At 56.5% G+C, this 14,102-nt stretch carries 16 protein-coding genes and 1 other annotated feature; of the genes, 7 read left to right on the forward strand and 9 right to left on the reverse strand.

Annotated elements, in window-relative coordinates:
* The first annotated feature begins 15 nt into the window (after positions 1 to 15).
* A complete protein-coding gene (locus tag AB8A23_RS11000) occupies positions 16 to 246 on the forward strand; it encodes a DUF6894 family protein (protein ID WP_439059769.1) in 231 nt (76 codons plus the stop codon).
* A gap of 12 nt (positions 247 to 258) precedes the next feature.
* Here AB8A23_RS11000 and AB8A23_RS11005 read toward each other — a convergent pair whose 3' ends face one another.
* The 4 genes from AB8A23_RS11005 to AB8A23_RS11020 form a co-directional block, all read right to left on the reverse strand.
* Positions 259 to 705 (reverse strand): hypothetical protein, encoded by a 447-nt coding sequence (locus AB8A23_RS11005; RefSeq protein WP_439059768.1) that lies wholly within the window; start codon positions 703 to 705, stop codon positions 259 to 261.
* Positions 705 to 1,154: a hypothetical protein gene (locus AB8A23_RS11010; RefSeq protein WP_439059767.1), complete on the reverse strand. Its 450-nt coding sequence runs from the start codon at positions 1,152 to 1,154 to the stop codon at positions 705 to 707. The genes AB8A23_RS11005 and AB8A23_RS11010 overlap by 1 nt, the downstream gene beginning before the upstream one ends.
* Before the next feature lie 45 nt (positions 1,155 to 1,199).
* Entirely contained in the window at positions 1,200 to 1,577 is a 378-nt protein-coding gene (locus tag AB8A23_RS11015; protein ID WP_439059766.1) for a hypothetical protein, read from the reverse strand.
* Positions 1,578 to 2,344: 767 nt separating this feature from the next.
* Positions 2,345 to 2,500: a hypothetical protein gene (locus tag AB8A23_RS11020; protein ID WP_439059765.1), complete on the reverse strand. Its 156-nt coding sequence runs from the start codon at positions 2,498 to 2,500 to the stop codon at positions 2,345 to 2,347.
* A gap of 394 nt (positions 2,501 to 2,894) precedes the next feature.
* Here AB8A23_RS11020 and AB8A23_RS11025 point away from each other — a divergent pair, with 394 nt between their 5' ends.
* A complete protein-coding gene (locus AB8A23_RS11025) occupies positions 2,895 to 3,122 on the forward strand; it encodes a hypothetical protein (protein ID WP_439059764.1) in 228 nt (75 codons plus the stop codon).
* Between the two features lie 719 nt (positions 3,123 to 3,841).
* On the opposite strand, the gene AB8A23_RS11030 is transcribed toward AB8A23_RS11025, so the two are convergent.
* Together AB8A23_RS11030 and AB8A23_RS11035 are read right to left on the reverse strand one after the other, a co-directional pair.
* On the reverse strand, positions 3,842 to 4,228 hold the full coding sequence (locus tag AB8A23_RS11030; protein ID WP_439059763.1) for a hypothetical protein: 387 nt from the start codon (positions 4,226 to 4,228) through the stop codon (positions 3,842 to 3,844).
* Entirely contained in the window at positions 4,225 to 4,638 is a 414-nt protein-coding gene (locus AB8A23_RS11035) for a hypothetical protein (RefSeq protein ID WP_439059762.1), read from the reverse strand. Before AB8A23_RS11035 ends, AB8A23_RS11030 begins: the two co-directional genes overlap by 4 nt.
* Positions 4,639 to 4,811: 173 nt before the next feature.
* Between AB8A23_RS11035 and AB8A23_RS11040 the strand changes: the two genes are divergently transcribed.
* The 3 genes from AB8A23_RS11040 (at position 4,812) to AB8A23_RS11050 (ending at position 6,602) form a co-directional block, all read left to right on the forward strand.
* Positions 4,812 to 5,414 (forward strand): hypothetical protein, encoded by a 603-nt coding sequence (locus tag AB8A23_RS11040; protein WP_439059761.1) that lies wholly within the window; start codon positions 4,812 to 4,814, stop codon positions 5,412 to 5,414.
* A 225-nt stretch (positions 5,415 to 5,639) separates the two neighbouring features.
* The gene (locus AB8A23_RS11045) at positions 5,640 to 5,813 is read left to right on the forward strand and encodes a hypothetical protein (RefSeq protein ID WP_439059760.1); all 174 of its coding nucleotides are present in this window, start codon (positions 5,640 to 5,642) and stop codon (positions 5,811 to 5,813) included.
* A 432-nt stretch (positions 5,814 to 6,245) separates the two neighbouring features.
* Entirely contained in the window at positions 6,246 to 6,602 is a 357-nt protein-coding gene (locus tag AB8A23_RS11050) for a hypothetical protein (RefSeq protein WP_439059759.1), read from the forward strand.
* Between the two features lie 586 nt (positions 6,603 to 7,188).
* Here AB8A23_RS11050 and AB8A23_RS11055 read toward each other — a convergent pair.
* The 3 genes from AB8A23_RS11055 to AB8A23_RS11065 all read right to left on the reverse strand — a co-directional run bounded on the left by AB8A23_RS11055 (position 7,189) and on the right by AB8A23_RS11065 (position 9,713).
* Entirely contained in the window at positions 7,189 to 8,679 is a 1,491-nt protein-coding gene (locus AB8A23_RS11055) for a SulP family inorganic anion transporter (RefSeq protein WP_439059758.1), read from the reverse strand.
* A 68-nt stretch (positions 8,680 to 8,747) separates the two neighbouring features.
* Positions 8,748 to 8,803, reverse strand: a sequence feature (sul1 is cis-regulatory element that is thought to sense ions involved in sulfur or methionine metabolism; They are found in Alphaproteobacteria).
* 256 nt (positions 8,804 to 9,059) lie between these two features.
* Positions 9,060 to 9,350: a hypothetical protein gene (locus AB8A23_RS11060; protein ID WP_439059757.1), complete on the reverse strand. Its 291-nt coding sequence runs from the start codon at positions 9,348 to 9,350 to the stop codon at positions 9,060 to 9,062.
* Positions 9,351 to 9,536: 186 nt separating this feature from the next.
* Positions 9,537 to 9,713, reverse strand: coding sequence for a hypothetical protein (locus tag AB8A23_RS11065; protein ID WP_439059756.1), 177 nt, complete (start codon positions 9,711 to 9,713; stop codon positions 9,537 to 9,539).
* A gap of 1,323 nt (positions 9,714 to 11,036) precedes the next feature.
* On the opposite strand from AB8A23_RS11065, the gene AB8A23_RS11070 reads away from it, so the two are divergent.
* Both AB8A23_RS11070 and AB8A23_RS11075 read left to right on the forward strand, forming a co-directional pair.
* Positions 11,037 to 13,004 carry an acyltransferase family protein gene (locus AB8A23_RS11070; RefSeq protein WP_439059755.1) on the forward strand — a complete coding sequence of 656 codons (1,968 nt, stop codon included), beginning with the start codon at positions 11,037 to 11,039 and terminating at the stop codon, positions 13,002 to 13,004.
* A gap of 190 nt (positions 13,005 to 13,194) precedes the next feature.
* Entirely contained in the window at positions 13,195 to 14,049 is an 855-nt protein-coding gene (locus AB8A23_RS11075) for a pentapeptide repeat-containing protein (RefSeq protein ID WP_439059754.1), read from the forward strand.
* Positions 14,050 to 14,102: the final 53 nt, after the last annotated feature.

The following is a 14,102-nucleotide window of genomic DNA, read 5'->3' on the forward strand; positions in this document are numbered from 1 at the left end:
AAAGAGGAGGGCGGGATGCCGAAATACTACTTCGACGTACAAGGGCAGGGCGTTCCTGAGTTCGACGAAGGTGAGCAGCTCGATAATGATCAAGCGGCTTGGCACGAGGCCACTCTAGTTGCTGGCGAGCTATTCAAAGACGTAGACGGCGACCTGGCGCCCGGGCAGTCTTGGAAATTGGAGGTGCTCGATGAACAACGCCGCCCGCTATATGTGATCAGTGTCACAAGCGAGAAGCTAGGCTAAAGCATCCCGGTTTCAGGTCCCAGCAGGTCGTCCAGTGATGTGTTCAATATGAGCCATCGTTTCTTCATGGATACCCGGATGAAACGTTGCACCACAGGAGCACTGGATCGGGCCTCTGCCTAGCTTGTTGCGATAACCAGCATCCCATAGCGCGTATTTATTGGCAGTCCACTGTGTCTGGCGGCGCGAAGCCTCGAATTCCGCCTCGGTGCGTTGCGGCAGAAATACCTTCCATGCGGCATCAAAGCCTGCGCGGGCTGTTTCGAAGGTCGGCGCGTCGCCCCTGAAACATCGATCTCGATGGAGCGGGTAAAAGCCGCAAGACCATTTCCAGATACCTGACCTCTCCGGGTTCGGATCCCAGTCTTGCTGAGCGATGGTGCCGACCTGCACGTCGCCGTACCAGATCTGCCAGGTCTCAAAATGATCATCGGTGCGCCGCCGTGTCAGCTCCGGCATCACGGCGCCTCCGTGGCGTGCCGTCGGTTGGGCGCCAGTTGGAGCAATGTCGCCAGCGGGCGCTTGCCGCTTTTCGCGCATCGCTCGCAGCGGAGGCGGCTGGCCAGATCGTGGATGCACGTCGTGCCGACATGCGGAAGTTCAGCCAGGCTGACGTCGCGTTTGATCCGACATCTTGAGCATTCAATTTCGAGCCAGGGGAAGCCGCCGTTCAGCGCCTGGTCGACGGTCGGTGACGGGTCGATCGGCTCGCCGTCCGCCCACATGCGCTCGTTCCAGCTTTCGCAGGACAGCCTGTCAGCTTCGCGGATCAGCGCCTCACCCTTGGCGCGCAACTCCTCCGATTGACGTGCAAGCATCAGCGTCACGCCGCGCGCCTTCGTCAGCTCTTTGTTCAGAGCCTTGCGGTCGCCGCCGGATAGGGGCGTGGGGTGATATTTCGGAGCCATGTGGGCGTCCAAGCGTGACGGTCAAAAAATGAAAATCAAAAAGCGCTAGGTCGTCTCAAATGACGGCCAGCAGCCGTCCTCCTCAAGGCGCCCTGTGCGTTCCTGGCAGCCGTTGTCGAGCAGTTTCATCCCGACGTTTTTCCAGAGCGCGTGGGCGCCATAGACGCGCACCGCATCGACGGTCTGGATCTCCACGATCCGATCACAGCGGCGGCAGGACACTCGCAGGACGTGCCGGGGAATTTCCGAGAGGCGGCGCTGTTGGATGGGAACGCCGGTGCGGATCTGGCCGCGCGGATCCCGGACGATGGAATCCCAATACGCCTCCGGCAAATCGTCAGCAGGGCCGGGCGCCGGAATAGGCGGCTCGGGCGGCCGGCTCGGCTTAGATGCCAGCTTCTCCATCTGTTTGGGCGTCGGCATGCGCCAGCTCGCAGGTCTATCACTCATGGCCTCGATTAGAACATAGGAAGAACAAAAGTCGAGTCCGCTGAGGTTGAATTTAAGGCCTGGGAAACCGTCGCTGGCGCGGAGGTCACTAGTTTTAGTAGAGCAAAATCGCGTTATGCAACCTTCGGGCGTTTAGGCGGTTGTTGTAAGCCGACATCGGAGCGGCCAACAATGAACGCCTCAAATCCAATCGACATAAACCGAAAGATTAGGCTCAGCGGCGTTGCCGGTGATCTACGGCGATCATCGACCAGTAGGCATGGAAACATCGAGGGATGGAAAATATCTCATCTGCTACGTGACGCTCAGACGACCGCACAAGCCGATGAAGCTGAGCGGCGGTTGGAGATTTTGCGAGCGAAGCCGATCGCCGGATGATGGGAAAGATCCGGCAGCGCTGGCGCTTGACAGCAAGGACGGCAAAGACGTCCGGCTAGCATGACTGCGAAGAAGGGGAGACTGCCAAAAGGGCCGCCGCGTCGCGATGGAAGAAGCAGGGTACTGGCCTGTTTCGACCCCTAGTGGCCCAGTTTGAAATCGTCAGCGGCCTCATTCAAAAAGGGCCTGGGGGATAATCATTTTGGCTTGGACCGGTATCTGTATTATTCCGATCTGGTGACACCTTTGTGCCTTGCCGAAACGCAAAACCAATAAACCCGATGAGGGTTATCAGGGCGAGAAGCGGTCCTACCCAATTTGGCATTGCGTTCTCCGATAAGACCGCCTCAGTGGGACGGCTTCTAGGGCACGGTGTACGGAGCGGGCGTAAACAAGCAGGCCGATTCCGACAGCCCTTTTGTAAGGCGGCAGTCCCAGAACTTCTCCACCATGATGCCCGCGATAAGAACGGCGAGCACGACCAAACAAAACACCGCCACACGTTGATCTGCTTTCATGCCCGCCATTCTGCCCGATGGCGGGGAGGGCGTCACTGGTGGGGAGATTCAGACGGCAAAAGATCCAAAGTTTCGCGAATATAAGGAGCCGGAATTACTACTCCGAGGGATAGGTCCTTATCCTTGAATAAGGCTGAGTTGACCTGTTGAGTGATCAAGCCAGCTAAGAACTGTACGGTTTCAAGCCCTTTCCTTCTTCGCTTATCATCGCAGATCTGTATGGCGCTGCTGGAGCGGGCCGGCTCTATCTTCGCCTGACCTCCTCCACACCCAGTAGAGTCCTGCGCAGGACACTAATCCCCCTAGCAGCATTGGCCAAACCAGGACTGCGGCCGTGTGGTAGGCTTCGATATCGATCCGCCCCAGCCAAAGCTTCGAGTGGATAAACATACAGATGATCGCAAAGATCACGTCGAGAATAGCGAAAAGAAGCGCTGCCGCGATCAGCAATGCAACTCTCCTAAAAATACTCATCGACATCTCCGGCTTTTCCGAAATTGCAATCGGTCAGGAAGGTCTCGCTCTTTGGTCAGGGGCGCGGCTGCATTCCCACGAGGTTGCCCACAATTGCGCTGCCGCACGCAAGAACCCCGAGTCCCGCGAGCGCTATCAGTATCAATGATAAACCCATTTCGTCTGGATAGAATTGCAACGCTGCGATGAAGCCAAACAAGCAACCGGCGAGCATAACCGTTTCGACCGCGATCTTTAGCCAAACCCAACCCGCAGATAAGCGTGACGCTGCTAGCTTCGACCCGTAGCCCGCTAGAAGGGCGATTGGTACCAAGAAAATAAGCGCTCCGATGATAGTAGGCATCTTAAACTCTGCACCCTGGTCATGAGCTCTCATTGGGGCGGTCGTCGTTTGGTCGGGAGATGCGAGGTCTGCTCGTTACTCCGGCTAGACGTGCCAGACCGACGACAATCAAACAAAGTACAGCTATGCCCCCCACGGGGGCAGTGAAGAATGGAAGCATCCAGATATCCAGATCGGGACCGCTGCACCGATTGGAGTAGAGGGGGCAATGCGATTGGGCTATTCCTATCAGGACGATCCAGATCGTCGCCGCGACAATCAAAACGCTGATGAATACAAAATAGATCACCCGCCGCACCGATGTCCCCCTTGTGCACTCTGAACCTAGAGCCGGTCCGTTTCCTCTAAATGTAATCAAAATCAAGGGCGGTCGTCGATTGGTCAGGGGCGGAGGCCAGGCCGCTCCACGCTACGAATTTTTGAGTATGCGAAAGAACATCTCCCTAGAGTCGGGATGCCGCCGCTTGACCCAGTCAAGATTATACTCACCATCGATTTGCACACCGCTTGTCTTGTTCGGCGCATCACCCCCGCTTAGCGAGTTGAACGGTGCAGCTAGCCTGCTCTTGAATGACAGCACCCACGGCATCCAAAGCCTGGTATGTGATCAGTGCTTCATACCGGACGGGCTGATTTGATCCAATGAGTCCCCTGCGATGCTCGGGAGCGACGGCCCGACGCGGATCGGCAAAAAACTCTTCATGGCTGAGTGCTCTTACAGAACCTTGCACGCCGGTTCGCTCATAACTTACTGAGTCCTTTAACCGGTCAGCAATGGCAGTGTCGCAGGTTTGAACGAAGCGACGCGGAAACGGCAATGGGGCGCGAAATAAAGTGTAGCCGATAACAGCAACACCGATGATCAAGGTGCCAGCGGCGAGGGATTTGGATTTACGGCGACTAGTTGTCATCGGCAACATCCTGCCGGCGCCAGCCGCTTTTCCAGTTCTGCAGACGCAGCATTAAAGCGTTGCGGGGGGAGGAGAGAGATTGCCGTGAATGTAACAATCCAAAGGAACATGAATGGAGGCAGAGTGAGGCCCTGATAGGTGGTTGACTGGCTCGAAAGGGCCCAGAAGATCGCAAAGAGACCGATCGGAACAATGAAAATTCGATGCTTGTATGCTGGCAGAGCGAGGCCCAGTAGTAGCGCGGGCAGTCCAAAGATTGCCCCCATGAACACAGTGCCGACGGCCACCCAAGCCAATTCAATTCCTCTCTCAAGTCCGATCGCCAACCCTAATACAGGCCAGCCGAAGCCGACCCACATAATAGCGAGACGAGCGACGTTGACCGCCAAGACCGGCGAGAGCGCTGGCATGATTCGACTCAATCCCCCGGTCGTGAACGCAAAGCTTGTTGGATCTGACTACACGAACGCATGATTGACAACGACTGCAGCAACCAAGAGCATTGGAATGCTTAACGTAGCTAAAAGCGCGTAGCGACAGGACAGCCGTTCCGTGAGTTACCTCGCCGCTTGGTCAGGACAACATGGTCGTCGCTGGAAAAGAAGGTTCGCATGATCTCCTCCTCAGCCAAAAAAATAGGACTAGACTCGCTCTCACTATTACGGTGGCGATCCTGTTCGAAATTATGCGGATGCCTGAGGCCGATGCACAATCAGTGTCGAAGGCGCGTTCGTTCGACCTTTTCTCACGGTTTTGCCTAAAATCTTTTCCGGACGCTGTGCAAATCAGCGATGCCTTGAAGAAGGCCAACTGGAAACGGGAAACTGGCGATGAAGTCCTTGCATGCAAAGAAAACACGTTTTGCACCTCGGGGTGGTACCTGATCGAGGAGCCGAGCAAGGCTCGAATTGGCCTTGATCTCAAAAGCATTTTTGGTCGGTCGCAATGCTCTCTGACGTTCTCAGGGGAGGGCCTTCCGCTGCAGGAAATCGCAATGAATTATAATTGGAAAGAGGACACCGACGCAGGTCAACGTCTTTCCAATAAAGCAAAAAGCACTCGCGTATTTAGGGCGCAGCTTGATGGAAAGCCTCTGAACTTCGTGTTCGAGCAATCGCTTGAAACTCCGTCGTATTTCGACATGACGGTGACGCAAATCCGCGTGCTGCCCAGCGACCCTAATTAGTTATGCGTTCTGTAATGGTGCACGACGTCGGTTGTCACCCTCCCCGAGCCAAATTCATTCGCAATCTCCTTTCCCTGATTGGTCAGGATCGCGCCACTATGGGCGCTCGTACTGTAACTTCATGCACCAATGCGCGTGTCCAACGTGGCGTCATGGGCCGTGGATGTATTCCTGATTCGCAAATGCAACGCTAAAGTCTGCGTATCAACAGATTCGGAGACTGGAATGCAGACGACCACGGTTCGCGTCACCACACCAATGCCATCGGGCAAGGAGCCACTGGTTTGGCACTTCGATCTGATGACAGCAAACCCCGCAGAGGCCATCCGTTGGACAAAGGCCACGCCTCAGGTCCTTCCTCACGCGATCGTCGAAGTTATCGAGCGCGCTCCTAACTGATCGTTATTCGGGAGTGCGTGAGCCACCGCGATGCTAGCTGGTTCGGCTCGAATGGACCAAGCTAGCTACAAGAATTGCCCAGGCCGCAATCCAACATAAGAGTGAGATGTTGTAGGCGCCGATGGCGGCCATCATGAGAGAGAATAATGCAGCCGGTATTGTAGCGAAGCGAAAGTCTCGCTGTCCCTTCAATAGCGCGATGATCGCTGGCGAAAGCCATAGGGCGCACAGTGCTAGGCCGGCCGGAAGATCACCGACCAAAGGCAGGCCACCAAGTTTGCTGATATAAGAATCGAACATGGCCTGACGTTCCTATTCCATCTACGCTGAGGTGACCCACGCGGTCTCGCACGCTATTGATAGCACTCGGGAGACCTTACCGGGGCTGGTAAGATGGCATGCCAACCTATCTCGTTCGAATAATCGAGACCCATGATCTCGTCGGGGTCTTCTCTGCCGACAATATCGTTCAGCTCATCATCATCGTCGACGATTGCACCGAGCCAGACGAGTGTGAATATACGCGCATGGGTCTGGCGGCATCATGTGGACGAGCCCGGCGATACCGATCCCGATAGCGGTCCCCAGGATGCCAACGGCGGGGAGCCAGATCCGATGCCGTGGGGTGACGGCAGCGATACTGAAACTTGGTGGGGCTATTTCTACGGATATGCGGCCTGTCACCGGAATCGCTTCTTTCTTGACGATCCGCCGAAGCCTAAACAGCCAGTGCTGCCGCAACGTGCGGGACCAAGGCATGTGGTGCCGTTCAAGAAGAAGCGGGAATGACGTTCACTGAAAGGCTATGTCGATGACCGGCGACGAATCGAGAAAGCTAAGAACTGGCGATCGTGTTCATTGGAAGAACGACCGAACCGACGCTGGCACCGTGACTGAGAACACCTGGAGCGGTGTCGTCATCAAGTGGGACAGTCGCGGGCCTCAGACGATCATGCATAACGACATGGTCGATGTCTCGATGGGTGGTGAAGCCCGGACCTAGCGAACCAGTCGGCGCCCGCCCGGATAGCACTTGTAGTCCGGCCCATGCTCTTGTTTGCATGAGGTGTGCACATCGGCCACGAAAAAGGCGGCCATCAGAACCACGAGAATTAAACACGCTATGGCTATTCGCGGGTTCGTCATTGCCACTCGCAGATTCCAAGTAAGCCACTGAGTTCGGAAGAGGCCATATCCCATTTACCCGATGGCGGTGAGGGCGTCACGGGGCAGACCACAACGATCATTTGTGTTCAATGCATCGGCCGGTTCAGCGAAATTGCGGCAATCATGTTGCCGCCGTCATCGAGAACCTGCAGGCTCGCAGTAGCATTGGGTTAGAGCCGTGAGCGTCTAGAGGATCGAGAAAGTGCACTCATCCAGATGATGCAGTGGTGTCTCGCACCAGCGGCGCGTGGCGATCCACTAGTACGGCGCTCGCCTGGTTCAGGCCGATTATCTCGACCGCTATACCGTGCCGCCGCATCTTGCCGACGACTTCATCAAGCGCGGCGACGGAGGTGATGTCCCAAAGGTGAGCCGCGGTCAGGTCGATGCGGACAGTGCGGACAGTGTCGCGCAGGTCGAAGTGATCGGCAAAGATGTCGGCGCTGGCGAAGAAGATCTGGCCGGATACAGTGTAGATCCGGGTGTCCGTCGTAGCGTCATGGCTGATCTGTACCTCCATCAACCGGGTTACCTTGAAGGCGAAGAACACGCCGCTGAGCAGCACACCGACCCCCACGCCTATCGCCAGATCGTGGGTCGCCACCGTCACCGCGACGGTGGCCAACATGACGATGCCCGAGACCTTTGGATGGCGGGCAAGGTCTCGGATCGAGCCCCAGGAGAAGGTGCTGATCGAGACCATGATCATGATCGCCACGAGGGCGGCGACGGGTACCTGCGCAACCCACGGCCGCAGTGGCACCATGACAATCAGCAGGAAGACACCGGCCACCAGCGTCGACAGCCGGCCGCGACCACCATAGCGCACATTGCCGACGGTCTGGCCGATCATGCCGCAGCCGGCGATGCCGCCGAACAGGCCGGCAGCAATGTTGGCGAGGCCCAGCCCTGTGCATTCGCGGGCCTTGGAACTGGTGGTCTCCGTCAGGTCGTCGACGACGCTGGCGGTCATCATGGACTCCAGCAGCCCGACCGCGGCCATCGCCAGTGCATAGGGCGCGATGATGCTGAGCGTTGCCCATGTCAGCGGTACGCCCGGGAAGCTGAAGGTGGGCAGCGCATTCGGCAGGCGGCCGAGATCGGCGACGCTGTGGATTGGCATCGGGAAGGCAACGGCGACCACTGTCAGCACAACGATGCAGATCAGCGGCGAGGGAATGGCGGTGGTCAGGCGTGGCACCAGATAGATGATGGCGAGGCCGAGACCGATCATCGCATAGGTGTGCCAGGTGACGCCGAGCATCTGCGGCACCTGCGCCGAGAAAATCAGGATCGCCAGCGCATTGACGAAGCCGGTGCGCACCGAGCGCGACACGAAGCGCATTAACACGTCAAGCTTGAGCAGGCCAAACACGATCTGCAGGAGCCCGGCGAGTAGCGTGGCTGCCAGCAGGTAGTTTAGGCCGTGGCTGCCCACCAATGCCGCGGCGACAAGCGCCACTGATCCTGCGGCACCGGAGATCATCGCCGGACGCCCCCCGGCGAAGGCGATGACGATACCGATAACGAAGGACGCAAATAGTCCGACTTCCGGATCGACGCCGGCGACAAAGGAGAATGCGATGACTTCGGGGATCAAAGCAAAGGTGCCGACCATGCCGGCGAGAACGTCGCGGCGAATGCTGATGGCGCCGCCAACCCACTCGGAGTGGTAGCGGGGAAAGGACGAGGATTTCATGGATAGTTTCCGCAGTGGCGCCAAACAGTGCACCGCAGGATGCGATGGACGACTGTCGGGCCGGCATGCGTGGTCCGGCGGATCGGCGGCCGGAAGAGCCACCCGGGGTTTCACCGGGTCCAGAGCGATGACAATTTACTAGCGACATACAATAATTAAGGCAAGCGAGCGAAGACCGCGATCGAGTTCAGGCGAATCTCACCTCAAGCATTCGGCTTTTCGTTTTGAACTATTTTGTCGCCAAGTACCGATCCGCACCATAGAAAGTGCCGGATAGGCTGAACGAAAAAAGCCCGCGCGGAGAGTGGGGGAATTTGCTGCTTGATGGGAGTGGTTGTTCTTTCTTATCTGAGCTCTGCGCCATCTCCTTCTCTTAGCCCTTACTTGGACATGCCGCCCTTGTTCTGCTGGCCCATACCATCCTTTGACGCGCCGCCCTGCTGCATATTGTTGTTCGCGCCAGTGTTGCTCATGCCGCTCGTACCGGACATCCCATCCTTCTTCATGGTGTCAGGACGATCAACAGCCGTCCCGGTTGAAGTAGTACCGGGTTGATTGACGCCTGCGCCGGTTGAGCCGGGCTGTGGAGCACTCGGGTTAGCGCCGGATTGAGCGAAGGACGCAGTGGCGGAAAGCCCAACAATCGCGGCAGCGACGACAAATTTCTTCATTTGAATATCCTCGTGGTTGTTTCGTACTGCAGTAATGGGCTGACGCACGCTACGTTCCGTACGGCCGGCGACTTATCTCTTGAAACTTTGCCAGAGTCCTGCGTAGCAATCAGTGAGGCCGCGCCCAACGCGACTTCGAAAAGGCCCGTCGCATTGGAGTCCTCCGGCGCGGCGGGCTTTTTATTGTCAGTGGGTTTTAGTTTCTTTCCACTTCTCCAAGTCCGGCTTTGGCGTATCAGGCGGGCTCGGGTCAGTGGTATTCTGAGCGTTCTGTTTCCAGGGCTTGTTACTCTGTGATTGCTTACCCCAGTCCTGCTTCTCGCGGTCGTCATCGCTTGGCGGGTTTGTTTTCTCGGCGCTCATGGTCTGTCCTTTCATTTATATGTTCGTAACCTCCTGTTTAATCGTGTGTTCCCCGTTTGCGGGGAACGAATCCAATTTGTGCCGTTTGAATAGGCATGAGAAGTAATCCTGGCCAACTGGTTCACCTCGCTGTCCTCATGGAAGAGGCGATCCAAATTGCATGGGATTATCTGGAACGGGCAGGCGAGATCGAGGACGCAGAGTTCTGCTCGCACACTCTGCTCCACTCGGTTGAAACTATGATCCGGCAGGGAGTAAGGAGCCGCCTGCTGCTCTCAAACAGAGCCATTGCTCAATACATGGAAGCTCTCGAAGCGCGCACGCTTCAAGCAGCTTCGTAGAAGGGCCATACCGATGGTGATGGGTGAAAATCAAATATATCTCAGGCGCCAGCAGACGGGCATTGGATGGCTCGTCGATAAGTGGCTGGCTTATGTCAGGCTGAAAAATGTCGACGGTCGAACCGACGGCCTCAAGAGACTTAAAGGGCGACGATAATCTAGGACTTGGCGTCCTCGTCATTTTCCTGCTGGTGCTGGGCTTGCCTCTATTGCTCTTGTGAACTTAGAGCAAGGCCACTGACAGCAAGAATACTGCGGTCGCAATGAGCGCTACAGCTGTCATCGCCGCTATCACCATTAAAAGCACGCGCATGCCGTAGCGAAGCGGATGCGCACTCGGTCATCAAGTGCGTATTGTCAGGATCAGATATGCAGAGCAGAATCGGTCAATGGTGGACAGACACGCACGATCAGAGGCAAGAAGCGGAACTCGCCGCCGCGCTGGCGGTCCAGCTGGCGGCGGTCGCTACGGTGGGCCTACGGTTACTGTTCGAGGCTCTGTGAGCCTGACCGAAAAGGCCGCTGCCTTAGTTCTAGCAAGGGGCCGCAAGCTTCCCGTCATCACTGTAGGAACACACGAGATGAGTCTGGGTGGGCCAAGGGCATTCGTGGATGCAGGGTCGGGATGCCCACACCGTTCGGCTCGAAAACAACATCGGTAGTCGCACGGTCGACGTCGCCGGCGACGTCAATCATTTCGCCGGACCAGATCATCGCGTATGTGTCGACGAGCAATTCTCTGGACAGTTCTCAGCTGCCAAAGAACTCTCCCCAGGCTCGCAGCTGCCGTACTCGCCTGCGAGCTAGCGAGGCTCCCGTGGTCGGCGATCCGTCTGCTCTTGTGCGCTTCTCACTATTCCGGGAGCAGACGAGTGAACGCGTTAAGCCGCAGTGGCGACAGGGAACACGGCGATTTGGACGACCCGATCATTGCTAGATATTTCCCGATGTTTCCCATAAGAAGGGCGTCGGGAGATTGGTCGTGGCGGTTGCTGAAGTGCAGGAGGGCGGGTTCCGCCCTGAAATTGCTGGCTTGCGAGCCATTGCAGTTGTTGCTGTCGTGCTTTGCCATCTGAAGGTCGCCCCGCTGGCCGGCGGCTTTGTCGGTGTCGATATCTTCTTCGTCATCTCCGGCTACCTGATTTCCAAACATATCTTGGTTGAGGTTCAGCGAGGCACTTTCTCGTTTCTGGAGTTCTACCTACGCCGCGCCCGGAGAATCCTCCCGGCACTCATTGCAACGGTGATTGCGACCTATTTGGTCGGCTTTGTTTGGCTTCCCTCCGACCTCCTCCGGGGACTCGGTAAGGAAGCCACGCACGCCCTGCTGTCGATCGCGAACGTTCAATATTGGCGGGAAGCTAAAGAGTACTTCGCAGCAACGTCAGAACAATTGCCATTGCTCCATACCTGGTCGCTCTCTTTGGAAGAGCAGTTCTATTTCGTATGGCCGGCAGCCGTGGTTCTCGCAGCAAGGTTCAAGATTGTTGGCCTGACGACACTTGCCGCTGCAATTGCTTCCTTAATCGCAGCAATGCTCGTCGTGCGGACTGACCCCCAGGCTGCGTTTTTCCTTATGCCGTTCAGGATTTTCGAGTTCTGCATTGGCGCGGCCGTGATTTACGCCGAGCGGGCAAAGATCTCCCGCTGGGCCTCAGAGGCGCTTGCAGCCGCGGGGCTAAGCGCAATTCTGGTTTCATTGCACGTCGCACGGGAGGGGGCGTGGCCAAGCCTGATAACGCTGCTGCCCTGTATCGGAACAGCAGCTGTTATCGCTGCAGGATCACGCGCATTTGCATCGCGGGCGATATCGAGCAGACCCTTCTTGTGGATCGGAGCGATCTCCTATTCGCTATACTTGGTCCACTGGCCAATCATATTCTTTGTCAGATTTATTCTCGGCCCGAGTGCGCTTACCCCATTCCTGTCCATTGCGCTCCTCTGCGTGATGATAGCATTCGCATGGGCGAGCTACAGATGGGTTGAGGCGCCGTTCCGGCAAAGCCGAACCGCACCTCAAACGCAGATATGGCGCTACGGCGGACTAGTCGCGGGTCTGGTCGTGATTTCTCATCTCACGTTCGCCAACAATGGGTTCCGCTGGCGCCTATCTCCCGAGCAGACGGAAATCGCCACGCTGCAAGGCTTTGGCCTGTATCCTTGTCTAGAGGTGAGCTATCGACATTGCGCTTTCGGGAATGTGTCCAGTCCCACTGCGATGGAGATCGTGGGCGACTCGTTCTCGCATCAATACGTCGCGGCATTCGATCCGTTGCTTAAGAGGCTCAACCTGCGAGGCGAATCATCCAACTTAGGCGGATGCCCTATACTCGTCGGTACTCTACTCAAGGGAGCGCGGCTCGAAGAGTGCCGTAAAAATCGCGATGAGATCCTGACGAGGATCAAGAGCAACAACGTTGATGTTGTGCTCGGGCACGCGTGGGATATTTATCTGGACTCGAACACGATCTCCGACTTTAGCCGGCCAGATCTTCCCGCTGGTGAACAGAGGTCGATTGCGCAGCTTGAAGGCGCGCTAGACGCGACCATCACAAGCGTGGCCAAGCCGGGGAGGCGCATCCTCCTAATTGGAGCTCAGGTTCGGATTCCTTGTTCCGTCGATCGAACCAGATTGCAGCCAGCGCCGCTATGGTACGCGCCAAATCCGCGGTGCCCTGATGCCGACGCTGCAGTAGCGCGAGAAGCTGGCCTCAAGATCAACGAGATGCTTCAACGAGTGACGGAAAGACGACCCGAGATGGTGACGCTTCTACGGCCAGTTGATTATCTTTGCGATCAATCATGCCCTTCGATGCAGGAGGGAATCTGGCTCTATGAAGACAGCGGGCATTTTACGGTTGCGGGGGCACAATACATTGGCCAGCGGGCAGAGAAGAAGCTGCTGGATTTCCTTCAACGGCCTAACACCAAAGAGGTGAGGGCAAACTAAGTGGTCTTTGGCGCAGTCTTATTTCGATGACCTTGGCGTCACTCGATCTCTCTGATCCGCGCCCTGAGGTGCTGTTGTCGAGCGCCCCTGAGCTCGACTTCCTGGAAACTCCCCTAGAAAGTCAGCTTGGGAATGGACTTCTGCCGTTCCTCGTATAGTTAGAACCTAACTTTTAGGGCAGGGGACGGTAATGTCAGATCCATCGAGCGTGGCGCTTTTGCGAGATCGGCAGAATTTTTTAGCTCATCATAAAGCCGGGACGCTCCCACGCCTTGATTTAAGTAATGAAACTATTTCTTTCGATTTCTCGGGGCTCGAGCTATCAGAGGTGGACTTCCGAGGGTGCACTCTTCGCGGATCGTCATTTCGCGGGAGTCGTCTGCAGCGCTGCGATTTCAGCGGATCAGATTGGGCCGACTGCGAGTTCGAGAGCGCTTACTTTAACAGTGGCGTTTTCGCCAAGGTGCGCAACGCCCATAAAGCTCGGCATCTTCACACCGTGGCCGCTGACGGTTTCAATACACAATTTGAATTTGTGATCAGGCCGATTTGCCTTCGTCTAGATTGGGAAGCTCTTGGAGCGCTCGGAAGGCTTCCCTTTTTTACTGCGTCTACAACAGCGTTGGTAACGATACCGATCTTCATTTACATGCTAGCTTTATACAATCAGCATCTGCTGGCTATAAAGCTGGCTGTTCAGGCAGCGGGTGTTTCAACGCCTTCGATAGAAGCCGCGCTTGCGAAGTTGAAGCCTATGGGGCCGCCCTCGCTGTCGCTTTGGGCACTCGCAGCAGCTTTTCTGCTTTTCATCGCGTCCGGTTTGTACTCGTTCCTCTGTCCTTCAATCGTGAAGCAATTCTCGAAGGATCAGTGGCGTTATCAATTTCAACAGTCGCGGCTGACTTATTGGGCTCAGGCTTGGCGATTCACACTACTGAGAAATGTCAGCGCGTTGTTCTATCTTATTGGAGGAGCCATCGCAGTGGTCGTTTTATCGATCAAACTCTATGACGCTGCCATGTATATTGCGACTGCTCCCCGATAAGTCGCGGAACCCGGACCTTTTCAAAAAGCAGAAATTTAGTCGGAGCGCTTTGC

The sequence above is a fragment of the Tardiphaga sp. 619_E2_N8_4 genome, from assembly GCF_051810905.1.
Classification (GTDB): Bacteria; Pseudomonadota; Alphaproteobacteria; order Rhizobiales; family Xanthobacteraceae; genus Tardiphaga; species Tardiphaga robiniae.